Origin of the sequence: Undibacterium umbellatum (genome assembly GCF_014284125.1) — a bacterium.
Classification (GTDB): domain Bacteria; phylum Pseudomonadota; class Gammaproteobacteria; order Burkholderiales; family Burkholderiaceae_D; genus Undibacterium; species Undibacterium umbellatum.
Map to the genome: position 1 here is coordinate 174,121 of NZ_JACOFX010000007.1, position 19,371 is coordinate 193,491.

A 19,371-nucleotide genomic window follows, 5' to 3' on the forward strand; every position below is an offset into this window, starting at 1 on the left:
TTCAGATCAGTTTCTGCTCAGAAAACACAAAAAAAAACCGGCAAAAAAAGATCCGGCGGAAGCAAATCTATGTATGATTTGCAACTCATTTAATCCGCCGGACTTGCGCATGTACACCTCCACTTTCACCTTCAAGAAGAAGCAATACGACGACGCTTTCTATGCGCTCGATGAGCAGATCGTCGCTCTGGCCAAATCCATACCAGGCTATCTGGGTGAAGAGACCTGGGAGAATGCGACGACCGGGCAGGTTTCCAATGTGTATTACTGGGACAGCCTGGAAGCCTTGCAGTCGCTGATTAATAATCCCATCCATCAACAAGCCAAGGCGGCGCAGGCAAAATGGCTGGATGGCTATCAGGTCATCGTGGCTGAAGTCTTGCGTACCTATGGCGATGGCAATTTGTTGCATCCTTGTGTAACACTCCACCCTCATACTGCAATTTGAAACAGCTATGAACATACAACTGAGAGAAGTAGATATCCATAATTTTGGTGAGCTCATCCATCTCCCCTTGCTGCCGCATCAGGAAAATTATCTGGCCAGTAATGCCTATTCCCTGGCGCAGTCCAAATACGATATTTACTATAAACCACGCGCCATTTATGCAGACGAGCAACTGACGGGTTTTTTGATGTACAAGACCATGGATGATGAAAATCGTCCCAGGGAATATGCCATACATCGCTTCATGATCGATCATCGCCATCAGGGCAAGGGAATAGGGCGGCAAGCCTTGCAATTGGCGATACAGGAAATACGCCAGGACATGCAGGCAGAACGCATCACCATTTGCTATTTGTCAGAAAACCCGGTCACCAAAGACTTCTATGCCAGTTTTGGATTTGTAGAAACGGGTATCGATGAAGAGGGTGAAATGAATGCAGAGATAGTCTTGAATGTAGCCTTGAAAAAATGATTTCCTCGCTGCGCATATGACCACTAATCGACAAGTGTCGCGATTTGCTTCCATGTATGAATTACCATCCTTATTGACAGTTTTGTAAATACGCCATTTCCGGTGCAAACAATCGGGATGAGCAGGTATAAAAGGCTGGTGCGTGTTTCAGTAAGATGACAGTCTTGCCCGTGCTATATTAGCCACTTCCGCATATCTAGAAATCCAAGCTATGAGTGGTCCAACAACAGTCATGATCACAGGCGATGGCCTGGCAATCCTGTTGGCAGCGGCGGCCATACGTGCCGCTCTGGCGGTGGCGCAGGCACATCAGAACGCCGACCTGTTGCGCACGCATCAGGATGCGCAGCAAAGCGCCCTGCAAGAAAGCCTGCATGCAGCCGGTGTCATGGGCGAGCAAGCCTTGCAAGAGCAATTGCAAATCGCTGAGCAGGAATATGCCCAGTTGATTGCACTGGCTGAAAAGATAGGCTGCAGCGCACAAATCGCAGCCAGCCAGCCTGTGTCGCCAGCCGGGACGGATGAACAGGAAATCATAGAATATCTACGTAGCTTGCAGGCGCTGGTGCGTGAGTTAAGGCCAGTGTTGTTGCAAGAATCAGCCAGACGTGCAGATGCGCTCTCTGATGAAGGTGATGCCAACCTGGACGCAGCCAGTGCCGCAGCCTTGCCGCAAGACCGGCTGGCGCGCCTGTTGAAACGCATAGCCCACCTGGAGCAATTGCCCGAGCATATCGCGCAACTGGCGAGGGAACTGGAAAAGTCCCTGCCAGGTGCCCGCGCCGACATGCTGGCCAGCGAATTGCGGCTGCAAATCCAGGCCCTGCTCGAAGCGGAGAAAAAACGCCAGGTAGAACAAGCCCAGGCCCTGATACTGGAGCAGACTTTGAAAGACCTGGGTTACCAGGTCGAAGAAGTTTCACATACCTTGTTTGTCGAAGGCGGCGTGGTGCATTTCCGCCGTGCCAGTTGGGACAAGTATATGGTGCGCATGCGCATGGATACCAAGACCGGGCAAGCCAATTTCAATGTTATCCGCTCTGTCAAACAGCGTGAAAATGAGCGTAGCGTACTTGACCATCTGGCAGAAGACCGCTGGTGCAGCGAATTCCCGACTCTGATGTCAGCTCTGGAAGCACGGGGTATACATATGCAGGTGACGCGGCTATTGCAGGCGGGTGAACTACCAGTGCAACTGGTCGTGGAGGACAAGCTGCCGCAATTTGCCGAAGAAGAGCAAATTGAAAGCCATAGTCAATTACAGTCGAAAAAATTGCCATGAATGTACCCGAAACCCGCTGGCTGCAAGACTTGCAGCGCTTGCTGCCAATACGCTCGCATTATGTGATTTCTGGTGCCATTCGTGACAGTTTTTTACTGCCTCTGCCGTCTCAGGAAGCCTCGCCAGGTGGTGCTACCCTGGTGCCATTCAATCGCGCCTTGTGGGAATCGCTCAAGCGTCTGGATTACCGGCTCTTGCTAATTTATGACCCGGTAGATGGCTTGCGTGTCTATCCTGACGACAGCGGCCAGCGCGAACTGGCCACCCGCTTGTTCGATGTGAAACTGGCCGATGGTTGCCAGCAAATCAGCCTCGAAAGCCTGAGCAATCTGATGAAAAAACTCAGCGCAGAAAGAGAAATGCGCTGCGCCCTGGTGCTGGATTTTGCATCACGCATTACCCGCAAGGCAGAACAACTGGGCGAGGCCGAGCATCGATTTTTTGTCGCAGCAGAAAAAATCTCACTCACGGCCAGTGCCATCGTCCCGCGTGAGACAGGGGGGCCACCGCAATACAACCCCATACTATGGCTGGTCAATCGTGCCCAGGATTTACCTTCCTGGTTCACGCTTGATAGCGAAAGAGTGGCCAGCCTGGTCATCAGCAAACCTGATTTTGAAATGCGCCAGGGGGCGGCTTTGCAACTTGCCCCTTTGTTCAATGGCTATGCCGACGCAGCTCCTGCCGTGCGCACCCAGTTTGTAAAAAGCTTTACCGAAGGAACAGAGGGCATGTCGCTATCAGCTCTGTCCGACATCACTGAGCTGGCAGACCGGCAAAAGCTGGGTATTGCAGATATAGAAGACGCAGTGCGCTGCTATAAAGTAGGTGCGCTGGACAACCCCTGGCGCAAGGATTACCTGCGTAAGAAAATACGCGATGGTCAAAGTTTTATCGAAGACCGTGTCAAGGGTCAGCATCCGGCGGTAGTCAAAACCCTGGATATACTCAAGCGCTCAGTCATGAGCCTGACGGGCGCACAGGCGCGCTCTGGCGGCAGCCGCCCAAGGGGTGTTTTATTTTTTGCCGGCCCCACTGGTGTCGGTAAGACTGAGCTGGCGAAAACCCTGACGCAACTGGTGTTTGGTGATGAGCGCGCCTACCTGCGTTTTGACATGAGCGAATTTGCTGAAGAACATACCAGCGCCCGTCTGCTGGGTGCGCCACCTGGTTATGTGGGCTTTGATGCTGGTGGTGAACTCACCAACGCTGTCAGGCAAAAGCCTTTTTCCGTCGTGCTCTTCGATGAAATCGAAAAAGCCCATCCGCGCATACTCGATAAATTCTTGCAGATACTCGAAGATGGCCGCCTCACCGATGGCCGTGGTGACACTGCCTATTTTTCTGAAACCATTTTGATCTTCACCTCTAACCTGGGTATTTATGTGGAGGATAATCAGGGCAACCGCAGCCAGAATGTGAAGCCCGGTGACAGTTATGAAACCGTGGAATTCAAGGTGCGCGAAGCCATAGGCAATTACTTCAAGTTCAAATTGTCGCGGCCAGAATTATTGAACCGCATCGGTGACAATATCGTGGTCTTTGATTTTATTTCTGCTGAAGTCGCCGCCAAGATTTTTGATGGCATGTTGCGTAATGTGGCGCGTCGCCTGCAGGAAGAACTCAACCTGCAACTGGCAATGCCAGCGACGGTGCGTGATGAATTGCTGGCACGCTGTATCCGTGACCTCAGCAATGGTGGCCGTGGTGTCGGTAACCAGCTGGAATCGAATTTCATCAACCCCTTGTCGCGTGCCCTGTTTGAGCAGGAGCTTGAAGGCAAGCAGCGAGTCACCGTAACGGCGATTACCGAAGCCGATAAAGTCATCAGCCTGAGCCTGCAATTAGCATGAAAATTGCCATCAATAAAGCGCATTTCCCTGTCACCGTATTGGGGCCGGGGCGACGCATAGGTATATGGGTACAGGGTTGCAGCATAGGCTGCAAGGGCTGTGTCTCGCAAGATACCTGGGCCAGGGATGGCAGCAAGGAAATGACAGTGGCGGGTTTGCTGAGCTGGTGCCGCGAAGTCAGTGCCGGGCAATTTGATGGCATCACCATCTCAGGCGGTGAACCATTCGAACAACCAAAGGCACTGCATGCCTTGCTGGATGGTTTGCATCACTGGCGCAGTAATGCAGGAATGGATTTTGACATACTCTGCTATAGCGGTTATCCACTCGCGACCCTGCAAAAAAAAAATGCAGACTTACTGCAAAAAATCGATGCCCTGATCCCCGAACCTTTCATCGCCAGCAAGCCGCTGACCCAGGCCTGGCGTGGCTCAGCCAATCAACCGCTGGTGCTCTTGTCAGACCGCGCCAGGGCGCGTATGCAGGCTTATGTTGATGCCCCCATAGACGAACAGGACAAGCGCATACAGACCATGATAGACGGCCAGCGTGTCTGGTATGTAGGCATACCAGGTCGCGGTGACATGCAGGCACTGGAACAATTATGTGCCAGCCGCGGTTTGACCTTTGATAGTGTCAGCTGGAGGCCCTGAGTGAGTCAGACCTACATACGCCGCTGCCCCGCATGTGAAACCGAAAACGCGCCTGAAGTCATGCGCTGTGTTTGCGGCACCTTGCTGTCCGGTGTGGACTTGATGGAAAAGCGCGAGCAGGCAGAACCTGAAGTTGAAGTAAAGCAGCCAGCAGCCACAGCAACAGAATTAATTTGCAGTTATGAAGATTGCGAACAAAGTAATCCGCCAGGTAGTGAACTATGTGTGTACTGCAATCGTCCGCTGATCAAGGAACCTGCTGCAGTAACACCAGACAGCAGCCAGATTCACAGCCTGCTGTCACTGCCACAAGCACTGCGTGAGCGCTACAAGATATTGCATCATTTGCCTACCCTGGGGGCAGAGGCCGAGTTGTTGCTGGTAGAAGAAAATGCAAGCGCCATAAAGCGTGTCGCCAAGATTTACCGTCACGGCGTACATGGCAAATCCGAAGTCAGGGAAAGATTGCAAACAGTGCCAGTCGAGCACCGCGTAGTCGTGCTGGAAGCAGGCGTGTCTGATGGCCATGCCTATGAACTCATGGAGTATTGTGAGCTTGGTTCCTTGAGAAAAATCATGCTGGGTAAGCGGCCGGATGCCGCCATGCTGGAAAGCATAGTACGTGAGCTGGCAGCCGCCATCGCCAGTGTGCATAAGGCTGGACTTATCCACCGTGATCTCAAGCCAGAAAATATCCTGGTGCGCACGCTGCAACCACTGGATTTGATACTGACTGACTTTGGTATCTCCTCAGTGCTGGATGCCACGCAAAGGCTGACTGGCACGGCCCGTAGCTTGCCCTATGCCTCGCCAGAAAGCCTGTCCGGCGTGATTGATGCCAAGGCAGATTACTGGGCACTGGGTATGATCATGCTGGAGCTGGATTTGGGTCAGCATCCATTTGCCGGTTTGTCCGAAGCCGTGATCCTGCATCACCTGACCACGCGCGAGCTGGAACTCAATACGGTAACCGACGCCTACCTGCGCAAACTGCTGCGCGGCCTGCTCTTGCGTGACCCTAAAAAACGCTGGGGTGATGAACAGATCATGCGCTGGCTGGCGCGAGATACCAGCTTGCCTGACGCCGTGGAAACCATGGCCATGGGCGGTTTTCGCGAGCCCTATCATATCGGCTATGACCTCTGCCACACCCGCGAACAACTGGCGGTGGCGCTGGCACGTAACTGGGATGATGGCGTCAGGGATATCTCGAATGCGCAATTGCTGGCCTGGTTCCGCGATGTGCAAAAGGACCAGAATGCAGTGCGGGTCTTGCTGGATATGCGCCATGATAAAAAGCTCTCGGTCGATGTACAGCTATTGCGCCTGATCCTGTATCTGGCACCCGGCATACCACCTGTCTGGCGCGGTGAAACCATAGAATTGCCAGCCATACTCAGCTATGCCAACCGCTCACTGAAGGGCGATGAGCTAGCCAGCAGCTGGTTGAACCAGTTGTATAACTATGGTGTGCTGGAAGCCTATGCAGATGCAGGCAACAAGGAAATCGCCAACATAGTGCAAAAATGGCAGCATTGCTGCAAGCAAATTCAGCAGGCCTGGCAAGAGGCTTTTGGCCTGGTGAAAGATTATGCCAGCAAGCATTTGCCGGGTGAGTATGCCAATATCGACAAGCTCGTTTATGGTGTTGAGGCAGATGATAGGGCACCCCTGCATAAATTGCATGCGCGGGTATTGGCGCTGGTCTATGATGAACGCTGGCCCGAGCGCCTGCGCAAACGCCTGGTCATCGCCTATGCTGGCTTGAAAGCTTATTGCCCCTGGTTGTCTGCGCTGGGCGAGATAGAGCAAATGCCTGTGGCTTTGCTGCTGGTGCTGGAAGCCTTGTTGCCCGAAGCGCAAAAAGCCGTGGAACGCCAGCAGAAAGCCGAGGCCTGGCAACGAACTGCTGACCAGGATGCGGCAGCGGCTATGAAGCAGGAAGTTTTACGTAGCATCAAAGCCATACGTGTAGCAGCTACTGACAGCCTCTTGTCCATCGTCGCCGCGGATGATCTTTACAGAGCATTGGATGACTACCATGATTTGCTGGAAAAGCTGCGCACCTCTGCCAGTACCGAAATAGCCTGGCAGGAAGCCAAAAAAGCAGCATTGAGAGTAGAGCACACCGTCGGAAAAATCTCGCTGCTGCTGAATAAGCTGGCTGCCCGGCGTATCGAAAACCAGGGCTGGGTAGGGCGCGAAGTGCAGATTTTTGTTGCCGTCGCCTTGCTGGGTGTACCAGTGTTTTTACCTGCGGTGAATTTTTACTGGATACCTGCCTTGATTGCGGCAGTCGCTGTCTGGCGCTTCCTGCCTAATTTTCTGACCATGCGCAAAATCCGCGAGCTGGGTACGCAATTGTGAATTTTGCAAATATCTGATATTTCCCGCAAACATCTGAGATAGTTGTTTGCATCAAAAAACAGGAGTCATACAGATGTCGCCGATTTTTACGAAAATGAATTTGAAAGAGCAAAAACGGCTACTGATAGTCAATGCACCTGCATCTTTCCAGCCTGTCATTGATGAATTGGCTGCTGAAGCAGATGTGGAGATTTTTCAGGATATCAAGAAATGCAAACGCTGCGACTTTGCCCTGGCATTTGTCAGCAAGCAAGATGAGCTGGACAAGATCAGTGCTGCCTTGCTGACAAAAATCGAGGGGGATGCCTTGTTGTGGTTTGCTTATCCCAAGGGGACCTCGAAGAAATATAAATGTGCATTCAATCGGGATACTGGTTGGGATGTGATCAAGGGGGCGGGGTTTGATACGGTGAGGATGGTGGCGATTGATGAGGATTGGTCGGGGTTGAGGTTTAGACATAGTGATTTTATTAAGAATTCTTCTAAGAAATCTGCTGGCTGACTCCTGGTTTGAGGCGCAAAAATGGGGGAGCTGAGATACTTACCTGGCTAGTTAGCCTTAAAAGTCTTGGCAATTTTATTTACGTCATTCCACCGGGCTGGCGCTCCAGCGTGCTTTTGGCTGGAATACAGCGGCGTTCGCTGTATACTTTTGAGTATATTAATTTCAGATTCTTGCTGATTTACGCATCTGATTTTCAAATGCCTGTACATGTAATTTGAGATTGCTGGTCGGGGGTAGCCCGACAGCTACATACCTTTCTTGCGTCGCCAAGAAAGGTATGCCAAAGAAGGCGACCCAGGCATAGCCGCCCCTGCGGGGTTCCCGTTTGTGCAGTACAAAAAATGGGAAATGCCCGAAACTCGCTCCGCTCAGACACGGGCATTTCTAATCCATTTTCTGTACCGCACAAACGGCGTCTACACATGGGAACGGCAGAAATTCAAAAGCAACCGCAACGTCAATACGACCTGCTACGTATATTTTGCGTGTATTTCTTAGTCAGACCGATATACAAAAACCGTGATATCCCCCATTTACACCCCGGTCTGCGTTTTCCCCTGTACTGTCTATACTGAATACTGACAAGGCTTTCCAGCCTGTCAGGGTGTTGGTTTGGTGTTTTATATTTTTGTGTGCAGATAAGCTACATCATTTTATGCATATAGATGTCAGCGCCACGGATGCTAACCTCGCCCCATAAGAATTTCATACCGGAGCATTCATGTCTGACCCTATTCGTTTCTACTACCAAGGCCAAATCCAGCAAGTCAGCAATGCTGCGCCTACGCGTACGCTGTTGCAGCATCTGCGTGAAGACCTGCATCGCACCGGCACCAAGGAAGGTTGTGCCGAGGGCGATTGCGGGGCCTGTACGGTCGTCATTGGTGAAATGAAACATGGTCAGCTGGAATTGCAGTCAGTTAATTCCTGTATACAATTTTTGCCCACGCTTGATGGCAAAGCAGTGTTTACCGTAGAAGACTTGCAACAAAAGAATGGTGAACTGCATCCTGTGCAACAGGCGCTGGTGGAATGCCATGGTTCGCAATGTGGCTTCTGTACACCGGGGTTTGCCATGTCCTTGTGGAGCCTGTACCTGAAAAAAGAAGGGGATAGTGTTCCACTATGCCGTAAAGAGATAGACGAAACCCTGTCCGGCAACCTCTGCCGTTGTACAGGCTATCGCCCTATCATTGATGCCGCAAAGCGCATGGGTGAATTGCCAGCGGCTGAGTTTGACCGTGCGGCTGTCATCAGTGGCCTGCAAGGCCTGCAGCGTGGCGAGATGTTCAGCTATACGGCAGATGGCCAGACTTTCTATGCACCGCGCACTTTGCAGCAACTGGCTGAAGTGCGTGAAGACCATCCCAAGGCCACCATACTGGCCGGTTCCACCGATGTTGGCCTGTGGGTGACCAAGCAAATGCGTGAGCTGGGCAATATCATTTACGTGCGTGAAGTCGATGAGCTAAAACATATCAAGACTGTGGATAACATGCTGGAAATAGGTGCCGCCGTGGCGCTGAATGATGCCTATGGCGCAGTCTGCCAGCATTATCCGGATGAACTGACCGAGATGTGGCAGCGTTTTGCTTCACAACCTATACGTAATACTGGCACATTGGGTGGCAGTGTCGCCAATGGATCGCCGATTGGGGATTCGGCACCATGGATGATCGCCCTGGGGGCCGAGATAGTCTTGCACAGCGTGCGCGGCCAGCGCGTTCTGTTGCTGGAGAGTTTTTACCTCGACTATATGAAGAAGGATATGCAGCCTGGCGAATTTGTTGCCGCTGTGCGCATACCCCTGCCCAAAGCCGGGCAACAATTCCGTACCTATAAACTCGCCAAGCGTTATGACCAGGATATCTCTGCCGTTTGCGCCGCTTTTGCGATCAGCCTGGATGGTGGCATCGTGCGCGATGCACATATTGCTTTCGGTGGCATGGCCGCTACTTCACGCCGCGCGCCGCTGGCAGAAGCAGCCTTGAACGGACAAGCCTGGAATGAAGCAACAGTGAAAAATGCCATGACCTTGCTGGCGCAGGATTACACCCCACTGACCGATATGCGTGCCAGCAATACCTACCGCATGCAGACAGCACAAAATCTTTTGCGCCGTTTCTGGCTGGAGACCCGTACCGATGCGCCGCTGAAATTGCAAGCCATCAATGTCTTTGCCCCCGTCACCGTCACTGCTTAAGCTCAGGAGAAAACATGAATACCCAAACTGAAGCTTTCCTGACCGAAAAGAACCTTGCCAACAACAATGCAGACTGGGCAGAGGTAGGAAAATCACATCCACATGAATCAGCAGTGCTGCATGTGCTGGGTGAGGCACGTTATACCGATGATATCCCTGAAGTGCAGGGGACATTGCATGCAGCACTTGGCTTGTCGTCCAAGGCGCACGCGAATATCCTGTCCATGAATTTCGATGCAGTCAAAAGTGCGCGCGGCGTAGTGGCGGTATACACCGCCAAGGATATCCCCGGCACCAATGACTGCGGCCCCATCATCCATGATGACCCCATCCTGTCAGAGGGCCTGGTCGAATATGTAGGCCAGCCCATCTTCATCGTCGTTGCAGACACGCATGACAATGCGCGCCGCGCCGTGCGCAAGGCTGAGATTACCTATGAAGAATTGCCTGCGATACTGACGCCGCAAGAAGCCAGGCAAGCCCAGTCCTTCGTCCTGCCACCGATGCGCTTGCAACGTGGAGATGCGCAGGCCGCGTTCGAGCGTTCACCTCGCCGCGTCAAGGGCGAGTTGTATGTAGGCGGCCAGGAACAGTTTTATCTCGAAGGCCAGATTTCTTACGCCATACCCAAAGAAGACCGTGGCATGCTGGTGCTGTGTTCTACCCAGCACCCTAGCGAAATGCAGCATGTGGTCGCCCACGCACTCGGTGTACACAGCCATAACATCGTGGTTGAATGCCGCCGCATGGGTGGTGGTTTTGGCGGCAAGGAATCGCAATCTGCCTTATGGGCGGCGGCAGCAGCGATTTCTGCGGCCCAGCTGAAACGCCCGGTCAAGTTGCGTGCTGACCGTGATGACGACATGATGGTCACCGGCAAGCGCCATTGCTTTTACTATGATTATGAAGTCGGCTATGACGATGAAGGCCGCATCATTGCCGCCCGCGTAGAGATGGTCTCGCGCGCCGGTTACTCTGCCGATCTGTCAGCGCCAGTGGCAACCCGTGCGGTCTGTCATTTCGATAATACTTATTACCTTGGTGATGTCGATATCCGTGCCATGTGCGGCAAGACCAATACCCAGTCGAATACCGCCTTCCGTGGCTTTGGTGGCCCGCAAGGGGCGATTGCTATTGAATACATCGTCGACAATATCGCCCGTGACCTGAACAAGGATGCGCTTGAGATACGCAAGATCAATTTCTATGGCCGTAATGACGCCGAGGGGCGCAATATCACCCAGTATGGGCAGAAGGTTGTCGATAACGTCATCCATGAACTGGTGGCAGAACTGGAAACCAGCAGTGAATATCAACAGCGCCGTGCTGACATCAAGGCCTTCAACATCAGCAGCCCTGTCCTCAAAAAAGGGCTGGCGCTGACGCCGGTTAAATTTGGTATTGCTTTTAACGTCACCCATCTGAACCAGGCTGGTGCTCTGGTGCACATCTATACTGATGGCTCGGTACTGGTCAATCACGGCGGTTGTGAAATGGGGCAGGGCGTGAATACCAAGGTGTGCCAGGTAGTTGCGCATGAGCTGGGCCTGAATCTGGACAAGGTGCGCGCTACTGCTACTGATACCAGCAAGGTTGCGAATACGTCGGCCACTGCCGCTTCGACGGGGGCTGACCTGAATGGCAAGGCCGCGCAAAATGCCGCGCATACCCTGCGCCAGCGCCTCGCTGAATTTGCAGCAAAGACTTATGGTGGCGAGCAGGCAGACATACGCTTTGCGGCTGGCCTGGTCAGTGTCAATGGGCTTGATATCCCGTTTGAAGCCCTGGTGCAAAAAGCCTATCTGGCGCGGGTGCAATTATGGTCGGATGGTTTTTATGCGACACCGGGCTTGCACTGGGACCCCAAAACCATGAGCGGCAATCCCTTCTCTTACTATGCCTATGGTGCCTCGGTATCCGAAGTCATCGTCGATACCCTGACCGGTGAATGGAAACTCTTGCGTGCCGATGCTTTATACGATGCAGGCAATTCACTGAACCCCGCCATCGATATCGGCCAGGTAGAAGGTGCCTTCATACAGGGTATGGGCTGGCTGACGACCGAAGAATTGTGGTGGAACAAAGGCGGCAAGCTGATGACGCATGCACCTTCGACTTACAAGATACCCGCGATTTCTGATTGTCCTGAAGACTTCCGCGTCAGCCTCTTCAAGAACCGCAATGTGCAAGACAGCATACACAGGTCCAAGGCCGTGGGTGAGCCGCCTTTGCTGTTGCCGTTTTCTGTTTTCTTTGCAATACGTGACGCGATTGCCAGCGTGGCAGATTACCGCTACAACCCGCCGCTGAATGCACCGGCAACCAGCGAAGCGATCTTGTCAGCCATCAATGGCGTAGAAGCAATGGCAGCATCATCCAGTCAGGAAAAGTGAGCCGCATATGAAGCTTTGGTTAAACGCTATCGCCAGTCAGTCCATACCCAAGATATTGGTGACGGTTGCTACTGTCTTGGGTTCCGGCCCGCGTGAGCCGGGAGCCAAAATGTTGGTCACGGCAGATGAATTGTTTGACACCATAGGTGGTGGCCATCTGGAAATGAAGGCGACAGAAATCTCTCGCAGCATGCTGGCCATGCCGGAATCTGAGCTTGCCGCCCAGCGCCGCTATGAACGCTTCCCGCTAGGCCCCAGCCTGGGGCAGTGTTGCGGCGGTGTCGTACATCTGGCATTTGAACGTGTGCAGGCTGATAGCCTGACTTATCTGAATTGCCTGAACCAGTGCTGGCGTCTGGGGCAGGATAGCTGGCGTTTGCTGGCGCTGGATAGTGCGCAAGCGCCAACCCTGTGCGATGCCAATGGCACCCACCTGACAGGCCCGGCCTGGCCCACGGATTTGCCTGTGCAAATCGATACCAACACCCCATGCCAGGTCTTGACAGATACAGCAGGCCAGCGCTGGTTGCTCGATTCCTGCCTCGCCTATCGTGCCCACCTGATGCTGTTTGGAGCAGGCCATGTCGGTGCCGCCATAGCTCGTGCCATGGCTGAGCTGCCTTGCCGTATCACCTGGGTGGATGAACGCGAAGACATGTTCCCTACCCGGCTGGCAGCGAATGTCACGGTAGAAGCGACAGATACACCAGAAGCCCTGATTGCTAAAGCCGCTCCGGGCACGTCTTTCCTGGTGCTCACGCATAGCCACGCACTGGATCAAAAACTGTCTGAATATATCCTGCGTCTGCCGGATGTAGGCTGGTTTGGCCTCATCGGTTCGCAAACCAAGCGCGTGCAGTTTGAACGCCGCCTGCGTGAACGTGGCATACCGGCTACCCGTCTGAATGACATGGTGTGCCCCATAGGCCTGCCCGGCATACACGGCAAGCAACCGGCAGTGATTGCCGCCTCGGTCGTTGCCCAGCTTTTGCAAGTCTGGGAAGAACATGAAATCCATCAGCAAAAGGAACTCAGCCGCGTGCTTGCGCGTATAGGTGCTGATGTTTCTGCATCTAATAGAGAAAAACGAGCGCTAGATGAGTGTCACTCGCTGGCTAAGCGTTAAACTCTCGCTGTTAGCGCTTAGCACCCGCCAGATCAATGCGAATGTGATGCCAGACCGGCTGACTTGATAAACAAGTTGTGGTCTGGCTTGATTGCGCCTGCAAGACAGAATTCAGAAAGACCACGTATGAGTAATATTTCAAGTAACACCAATCTGCAAGCCTACCGCGCCAGCGTGCTGCATTTCCAGCAAGACCCTGCCTTTCATGAAAAGGCTTATGCCTGGCATGAAGATGGCCTGTTGATCGTTGAAGACGGCAGGATCGTCGCCGCAGGCGAGTATGCGCAATTGCATACCAGCTTGCCCGAAGGCATAGACGTCATCGATTACCGCGGCAAACTCATCGTGCCGGGTTTTATCGACACCCACATCCACTACCCCCAGACTGACATGATCGCCTCGCCAGCGCCCGGTTTGCTGCCCTGGCTGGAGACTTATACCTTCCCGACCGAACGCCAGTTTGCTGATATCAACCACAGCGCACAAGTCGCGCATTTTTTCATTGATGAACTACTGCGCTGCGGCACCACGACGGCGATGGTGTATTGCACCGTGCATCCCGAATCAGTCGAAGCTTTTTTTGCCGAGAGTGAAGCACGCAATCTGCGCATGGTGGCAGGCAAGGTTTTGATGGACAGGAATTGCGCCGAATTTTTGCGCGACACTGCAGAAGGTGGCATACGTGAGAGCGAAGAATTAATCAAGAAGTGGCATAAGCGTGGCCGCCAGTTGTATGCGATCACACCGCGTTTTGCACCTACCTCCAGTGATGCACAAATGCAGCTCGCGGGTGAACTGGCACAGGCTTATCCCGATACCTTCCTGCAGACTCATGTCGCAGAAAACACCGATGAAGTGGCCTGGGTCAAATCACTCTATCCCAAAGCACGCAGTTATCTTGATGTGTATGACCAGTACGGCATGCTGCGTCCGCGTGCCATGTACGGCCATTGCATCTGGCTGGATGATGCAGACCGTGCGCGCATGGCAGAAACGCAATCGGCAGTGGCGATGTGCCCGACTTCCAATTTTTTCCTCGGTAGTGGCCTGTTCAATTTTGAGCGTGCTGATGCCCAGCAAGTCAGCCTGTCACTGGCCACCGATGTCGGTGGCGGCACTTCATTCTCGATGTTGCGCACCATGAATGAAGCCTACAAGATGGCACGCCTGGGCGGCACTTACTTGCCTGCCTTGCGCATGTTTTACCTGGCAACCTTGGGTGGCGCACGCAGCATGCAGCTTGAAGGCACAATAGGTAATTTCGGCAAGGATGCAGAAGCCGATTTCATCGTGCTCGACCCGCAAGCTACGCCTTTGTTGGCACGACGTACCAGCCATACTGAAAGCCTTGATGAATTGCTGTTTGCCCTTGCCTTGCTGGGTGATGACCGCACAGTAGCTGCCACGTATGCTGCAGGCAAACTGGTACATCAGCGACAAGCCGGGCATAACTGATTTATGATGGTGGGTATTGTTCAGATCATCCGAGGAAAAGCCATGCCTACCATCAATGTACAAATGTTTGAAGGCCGCACGCTGGAACAAAAACGTGCTTTCGTCAAAGCTGTTACCGAAGCCAGCGCCCAGACTCTGGGCTGTTCTGCGGACGCAGTTGATATCATCATTCAGGAAGTGAAACGTGAAGACTGGGCTTCTGGCGGGACTTTGTGGTCGGATAAGAAGTAAACCTATTCCACTTTCAACTTGCCCTTGATAATGGCCTGACTCGCTTCACGCAGTTTTTGCAGCACAGGCCGTTGGCGCAAGATGTCGCAATCAGAATATGCCGCATCGGTGCTGATACCTGTCAGCGATACTGCGCCTTCTTTCAAGCCATAATCAATCCTGGTTGCAGTTGATCCAGCCAAGATAGCCGCGACCGCCAGGCTGATGGCAGTATCACCGTGCACCTGCATATTGTCGATAACCCGGCCCGCAGTCCTGGGGCACTGGTTGACATAGCTGCCTATGGCCCGCGCTTTGCTATTGCCAGCCAACGCTTTGAACACCCCATTATTGCTGCTACCAGCGGCGGCATAAATCATATCCACACCATCCGCCAGCATGCTCTTGGCCAACGCTTCAGCACGCGCTGCGTCATTGAAGGGCTGGCTACCTTCAATCCAGACGATATGGCTGAGGTCCGCATCCGGCCTGACTGACCTGGCACCGGCGATGAAGGCATCGACAGGCTTTTGTTTCAGCGCCGTCTTCACTGCACCGATGACACCTATCTTACCGCTGACTGATATCAGCGCCGCTTCCATGCCCGCCAGATAACTGGCTTCGCTTTCACGAAAGCTGATGCAAAGCAGATTGGGAGGTGGATTGCTGATGCACTGTTCCAGCATCACGAAACGCACATGGGGCGCAGTACGCGGCACGGTATCGAGCAATTCCCTGAATTCATAGCCTATCATGACAATGATATTCGCCCCCAGCCGGATGGCATTTTCTAGCTGCTTTTGCCTGCCTGCACGGTCAGCCTGACTGGCCAGCGTAGTGGCTTGCATCTGGTACATCTGCGCCGCCTGTTTGATGCCGTCACTACCTTGTTGCAGATAGGGGTCGTCGTTGTCAGGGACGGGGCGGACGTAGAAAATCTTTTGTGCTTCTGCGGCAAATGCTAGCCTGGCTGTAAAGCCAGTACTTGCAGCGATGAACAGCAGAATGGTACAGATGAATTTGTACTTGTCTATACAGACTCGCATGGTCGTCCTCCAGATATTGTTACTGCTGGCTTCGGGGTCAGCATGAGGTTTTATCTTGGAGGAAAATATTGGGAGATGAGATGGTTATGCGCAATAATGAATATGGTTTTTGGGGAATGCGTGAGAATAGGGCTTGTGCTAAATGCGAGTTTTTTCTTAGGTCGATTACGGCGCTAGAATGTACGTATAAACTATCAGAAACCTGCAATTTAAGGGCTAAGAAGAAGATATTTTTTGTATGACGAATGTTAATTGGATTTATGATGGACTTGCAGTTACCCGATGCCGTGTATGCTGAAATTACCGAGCTATGCAAAAATGGCGAGTTACTCGCCAAAAACCATGAATATTTATCTGCAAAGCAGAAATATACCTCCGCACTAAGACTTGTTCCCGAAAAACATCAGGATTGGGAGGCTGCTACATGGATATACGTTGCCATTGGGGATATGAATCTCAAGCTAGATGATAGAGAGAAAGCTTTTAAGTGTTTTATCAATGCTGTTCAATGCCCAAAAGGATTGGGAAATCCATATATACATCTTCGCTTGGGACAACTCTATTTTGAACAGAATTATTTTGAAAAGTCGATTGATGAATTGACTAGGGCCTATATGGGAGGTGGGCTAGATATTTTTATGGAAGACGATCCGAAGTATTTAGAGTTCTTAGAGTCCAGGATAAATATATGATAATCGCCCCCATGCTAGTTATTCGGGCGAAGTCCTGGCTCTAAGCTCTTTGAGCTCAAGCAAAAACTCTTCATACGCGCGTATCTTATTGTCGAGCATCCAGTCCATGGTTTTTCGTTCCCATATTCCGGCTGACGCGCCAATACGGGTCGCGACAATGCCATTTTCAGCCACGCACGCCAGTTGATAGAGTTCAGGCTCCAGTGCTCGGATGTGTTCTGGACTTAGCCTTTCCACGACGTATTGCAAGACCCAATATATCCACATGTCATCGTTAGAGCGCAGGATTTTCTTGATATGCGGGATGAGTGGATCTCCGACTGTGATGAGAAAGTCAGCAATCGGCATGGCGATGGGATAATTTATATCTTGTAGCCACATAAACAGGACTGCGAGCATGGGTTCTGCTGCTTTTGGACCAGCTGCAATGACGGCTAGTACTCTTTCATGGTCGTGACTGCTTCTCGGGTACAAATCGCTGATAGACATGCTGCAAGCCTTTTTGAAAAATCTTTGGATGGATCAGATCGAAGCTTCGCATATTTCCTGGCTTACGACAAAGCCGTAGCACTGGGTATCAAATTCATCAACGAGCCCAGGCAGCAGAAAATCCATTCGGTTGCAGGACTTTATTTGACCTTCGCCGCCTCTTGTTCCTGCAGCGTGCGCCACATGACCTTGCCTGTCCCAGACTTGGGCAGGCTATCCACAAATTCCACAAACTTTGGCACCTTGTAAGCGGCCATTTTTTCATGGGCCCAGCTCATGATGTCTTCGGCAGTCACGTCGCTGCCAAGCTTTTTGACGATGACGGCTTTGACGGTTTCGCCGCGGTAGGCGTCGTGGGTGGCGATGATGCAGCACTCCTGGATTGCTGGGTGCTGGTACATCATGGATTCGACTTCGGCTGGCCAGACTTTGAAGCCGCTGGCGTTGATCATGCGTTTGAGGCGGTCGGTGAAGAAGAAGAAGCCTTCGGCATCCATGTAGCCGAGGTCGCCGGAGCGGAAGAATTTCTTGCCGTCGAGTTCGGCGAAAGAGTCGGCAGTTTTTTGCGGGTCATTCCAGTAACCCTGGAAGACTTGCGGGCCATGTATCCAGATTTCGCCGGTTTCACCCTGTTTGACTTCTTGCAGGGTGGTTGGATCAACGATGCGCGAGTCTACATTGAAGTAGGGCACGCCCAGGCATTGCTGCTTCATGCGTTGGGGTGGGTTAACGTGCGAGGCGGCCATGGTTTCTGACAAGCCATAACCTTCCATATACACCTGGCCAGACAGGTCCAGCAGCTTTTGGGCAATTGCAGCGGGCATGGCTGCGCCGCCACCGGATACTCGGGTCAGCCGGGAAATATCGTATTCTGCCAGGCGCGGGTTGGACAGGAAATCGATCATCATCGATGGCACCAGGGTCCAGTTGCTGACGGCATAACGGGTGATGAGTTGCCCGGCGGCGTCGCGGTCCCAGCGTGGCAGGATGACCAGGGTGCCGCCACAGTAAATCATGCTGTTCATGACGGACTGCATACCGGTCACATGAAAGAATGGCAGCACTGCCAGCGACACGTGATTGGCGACTATGCTGCCGGACCAGGTGGGGCTGGCGACAGAATTGAAGATGACGGAGCGGTGGGTATGTATGCAGCCCTTGGGCTTGCCAGTGGTGCCTGAGGTATAGGGCATGCAGGCCAGGTCTGCTGGCCCGGCCAGATGGGCTTGTGGCTGGTATCCGGCTGTTACCGCGGCTTGCCAGCTGCAGATGCCTGCCTGTTCCGGCACCTGGTGCTCAGCTTTGACAAAATCTGGGATGTTCAGGCTGGTAGCTGTGGTCAGATGGTCGGAGTAAGTGGCTACTATCGCATTTTGCAAGATGCTATGACCTAGCAAGGGTTGCAGGCGTGAAAATATTTCCTGAGAGACCAGGGCAGTTTGGGCACCGCTGTCAGCGATGTAATGGCTCAATTCATCCGTCATCAGCATGGGATTGACGGGCACGACCATGGCATCAGCCCGCAGGATGGCATAAAAGCCGATGATGAATTGTGGGCAGTTTTGCATGTTCAGCAAGACGCGGTCGCCTCTTTGCACGCCACAGACTTGTTGCAGGTAGCCCGCCAGCGCCAGCACTTCTGCATGCAATTCGCTATAGGTGATAATGCTGTCATAGAAGATGATGGCTGCCTTGTCAGGGTAGCGCAGGGCGGACACTTGCAAATTGGTATAGACGCTGGCTTCAGGTACGATCAGTTCATGGGGCAAGCCTTGCGGCCAGTGGGCGTAGTGCAAAGTGTTCATCTACAGTCTCCTTTAGACGGACTTCCACAAAACCGCCCCAGCTGCGTTGTAAAGACAGTACTTTGTTAAGTATTGTCTTCGTCGCTACGGTGTAGTCGGGGTTTCAGACAACATGTTGTCTGCCGACGTAACGAACCTCCCTTTACGGGAGGTTCCCCAAAGCGAGAGCCTTGCCGGGACAATTTTGTGTAAGCCCTTATTAGATTTTATTAGAGTGCCATACCTAATTCATTTTTGCACGGTCGTTCGCAAAAAAAGCATATTTGTCAGAAACTTGAAACATTTTGTCAACACTTTATGCAAAGGTATTGAAAATGCTGACATGAAGCTACAATGGTAGGCATCCCTCTATTTTGTAAGTCATCGGAGTCA

16 protein-coding genes are annotated in these 19,371 nt (G+C 52.6%); 13 read left to right on the forward strand and 3 right to left on the reverse strand.

The window, feature by feature from the left end:
- Positions 1–109 precede the first annotated feature (109 nt).
- The 12 genes from H8L47_RS15280 to H8L47_RS15335 all read left to right on the forward strand — a co-directional run bounded on the left by H8L47_RS15280 (position 110) and on the right by H8L47_RS15335 (position 14,988).
- Positions 110–448 (forward strand): antibiotic biosynthesis monooxygenase family protein, encoded by a 339-nt coding sequence (locus tag H8L47_RS15280; RefSeq protein WP_186954451.1) that lies wholly within the window; start codon positions 110–112, stop codon positions 446–448.
- 7 nt (positions 449–455) lie between these two features.
- Positions 456–920, forward strand: coding sequence for a GNAT family N-acetyltransferase (locus H8L47_RS15285; protein ID WP_186954452.1), 465 nt, complete (start codon positions 456–458; stop codon positions 918–920).
- A 211-nt stretch (positions 921–1,131) separates the two neighbouring features.
- Positions 1,132–2,202: a coiled-coil domain-containing protein gene (locus H8L47_RS15290; protein ID WP_186954453.1), complete on the forward strand. Its 1,071-nt coding sequence runs from the start codon at positions 1,132–1,134 to the stop codon at positions 2,200–2,202.
- On the forward strand, positions 2,199–4,055 hold the full coding sequence (locus H8L47_RS15295; protein WP_186954454.1) for an AAA family ATPase: 1,857 nt from the start codon (positions 2,199–2,201) through the stop codon (positions 4,053–4,055). Before H8L47_RS15290 ends, H8L47_RS15295 begins: the two co-directional genes overlap by 4 nt.
- Positions 4,052–4,708 carry a 4Fe-4S single cluster domain-containing protein gene (locus tag H8L47_RS15300; protein WP_186954455.1) on the forward strand — a complete coding sequence of 219 codons (657 nt, stop codon included), beginning with the start codon at positions 4,052–4,054 and terminating at the stop codon, positions 4,706–4,708. The genes H8L47_RS15295 and H8L47_RS15300 overlap by 4 nt, the downstream gene beginning before the upstream one ends.
- Positions 4,709–7,075, forward strand: coding sequence for a protein kinase domain-containing protein (locus H8L47_RS15305; protein ID WP_186954456.1), 2,367 nt, complete (start codon positions 4,709–4,711; stop codon positions 7,073–7,075).
- 73 nt (positions 7,076–7,148) lie between these two features.
- Positions 7,149–7,577 carry a hypothetical protein gene (locus H8L47_RS15310; protein WP_186954457.1) on the forward strand — a complete coding sequence of 143 codons (429 nt, stop codon included), beginning with the start codon at positions 7,149–7,151 and terminating at the stop codon, positions 7,575–7,577.
- A gap of 724 nt (positions 7,578–8,301) precedes the next feature.
- Positions 8,302–9,783, forward strand: a complete 1,482-nt coding sequence (xdhA, locus tag H8L47_RS15315; RefSeq protein ID WP_186954458.1) for a xanthine dehydrogenase small subunit — start codon at positions 8,302–8,304, stop codon at positions 9,781–9,783.
- Between the two features lie 14 nt (positions 9,784–9,797).
- A complete protein-coding gene (xdhB, locus tag H8L47_RS15320) occupies positions 9,798–12,176 on the forward strand; it encodes a xanthine dehydrogenase molybdopterin binding subunit (RefSeq protein ID WP_186954459.1) in 2,379 nt (792 codons plus the stop codon).
- A 7-nt stretch (positions 12,177–12,183) separates the two neighbouring features.
- Complete coding sequence (xdhC, locus tag H8L47_RS15325) at positions 12,184–13,302, forward strand: xanthine dehydrogenase accessory protein XdhC (RefSeq protein WP_186954460.1); 1,119 nt, start codon at positions 12,184–12,186, stop codon at positions 13,300–13,302.
- 126 nt (positions 13,303–13,428) lie between these two features.
- On the forward strand, positions 13,429–14,757 hold the full coding sequence (guaD, locus tag H8L47_RS15330) for a guanine deaminase (RefSeq protein WP_186954461.1): 1,329 nt from the start codon (positions 13,429–13,431) through the stop codon (positions 14,755–14,757).
- 6 nt (positions 14,758–14,763) lie between these two features.
- On the forward strand, positions 14,764–14,988 hold the full coding sequence (locus H8L47_RS15335; protein WP_186954462.1) for a 4-oxalocrotonate tautomerase: 225 nt from the start codon (positions 14,764–14,766) through the stop codon (positions 14,986–14,988).
- Positions 14,989–14,990: 2 nt separating this feature from the next.
- On the opposite strand, the gene H8L47_RS15340 is transcribed toward H8L47_RS15335, so the two are convergent.
- Positions 14,991–16,013, reverse strand: coding sequence for a BMP family ABC transporter substrate-binding protein (locus H8L47_RS15340; RefSeq protein WP_186954463.1), 1,023 nt, complete (start codon positions 16,011–16,013; stop codon positions 14,991–14,993).
- A 263-nt stretch (positions 16,014–16,276) separates the two neighbouring features.
- On the opposite strand from H8L47_RS15340, the gene H8L47_RS15345 reads away from it, so the two are divergent.
- On the forward strand, positions 16,277–16,705 hold the full coding sequence (locus tag H8L47_RS15345) for a hypothetical protein (RefSeq protein WP_222616553.1): 429 nt from the start codon (positions 16,277–16,279) through the stop codon (positions 16,703–16,705).
- An 18-nt stretch (positions 16,706–16,723) separates the two neighbouring features.
- Here H8L47_RS15345 and H8L47_RS15350 read toward each other — a convergent pair whose 3' ends face one another.
- Both H8L47_RS15350 and H8L47_RS15355 read right to left on the reverse strand, forming a co-directional pair.
- Positions 16,724–17,194 (reverse strand): DUF5071 domain-containing protein, encoded by a 471-nt coding sequence (locus tag H8L47_RS15350; RefSeq protein WP_186954464.1) that lies wholly within the window; start codon positions 17,192–17,194, stop codon positions 16,724–16,726.
- 140 nt (positions 17,195–17,334) lie between these two features.
- Positions 17,335–18,999 (reverse strand): long-chain fatty acid--CoA ligase, encoded by a 1,665-nt coding sequence (locus H8L47_RS15355; RefSeq protein ID WP_186954465.1) that lies wholly within the window; start codon positions 18,997–18,999, stop codon positions 17,335–17,337.
- Positions 19,000–19,371: the final 372 nt, after the last annotated feature.

Coding starts and splice junctions, on each gene's coding strand:
- guaD (WP_186954461.1), top strand. CDS start 13,429: ATGAGTAATATTTCAAGTAACACCAATCTGCAAGCCTACCGCGCCAGC.
- xdhB (WP_186954459.1), top strand. CDS start 9,798: ATGAATACCCAAACTGAAGCTTTCCTGACCGAAAAGAACCTTGCCAAC.
- H8L47_RS15310 (WP_186954457.1), top strand. CDS start 7,149: ATGTCGCCGATTTTTACGAAAATGAATTTGAAAGAGCAAAAACGGCTA.
- H8L47_RS15335 (WP_186954462.1), top strand. CDS start 14,764: ATGGTGGGTATTGTTCAGATCATCCGAGGAAAAGCCATGCCTACCATC.
- H8L47_RS15345 (WP_222616553.1), top strand. CDS start 16,277: ATGGACTTGCAGTTACCCGATGCCGTGTATGCTGAAATTACCGAGCTA.
- H8L47_RS15280 (WP_186954451.1), top strand. CDS start 110: ATGTACACCTCCACTTTCACCTTCAAGAAGAAGCAATACGACGACGCT.
- H8L47_RS15340 (WP_186954463.1), bottom strand. CDS start 16,013: ATGCGAGTCTGTATAGACAAGTACAAATTCATCTGTACCATTCTGCTG.
- H8L47_RS15355 (WP_186954465.1), bottom strand. CDS start 18,999: ATGAACACTTTGCACTACGCCCACTGGCCGCAAGGCTTGCCCCATGAA.
- H8L47_RS15300 (WP_186954455.1), top strand. CDS start 4,052: ATGAAAATTGCCATCAATAAAGCGCATTTCCCTGTCACCGTATTGGGG.
- xdhC (WP_186954460.1), top strand. CDS start 12,184: ATGAAGCTTTGGTTAAACGCTATCGCCAGTCAGTCCATACCCAAGATA.
- H8L47_RS15290 (WP_186954453.1), top strand. CDS start 1,132: ATGAGTGGTCCAACAACAGTCATGATCACAGGCGATGGCCTGGCAATC.
- H8L47_RS15350 (WP_186954464.1), bottom strand. CDS start 17,194: ATGTCTATCAGCGATTTGTACCCGAGAAGCAGTCACGACCATGAAAGA.
- H8L47_RS15295 (WP_186954454.1), top strand. CDS start 2,199: ATGAATGTACCCGAAACCCGCTGGCTGCAAGACTTGCAGCGCTTGCTG.
- xdhA (WP_186954458.1), top strand. CDS start 8,302: ATGTCTGACCCTATTCGTTTCTACTACCAAGGCCAAATCCAGCAAGTC.
- H8L47_RS15285 (WP_186954452.1), top strand. CDS start 456: ATGAACATACAACTGAGAGAAGTAGATATCCATAATTTTGGTGAGCTC.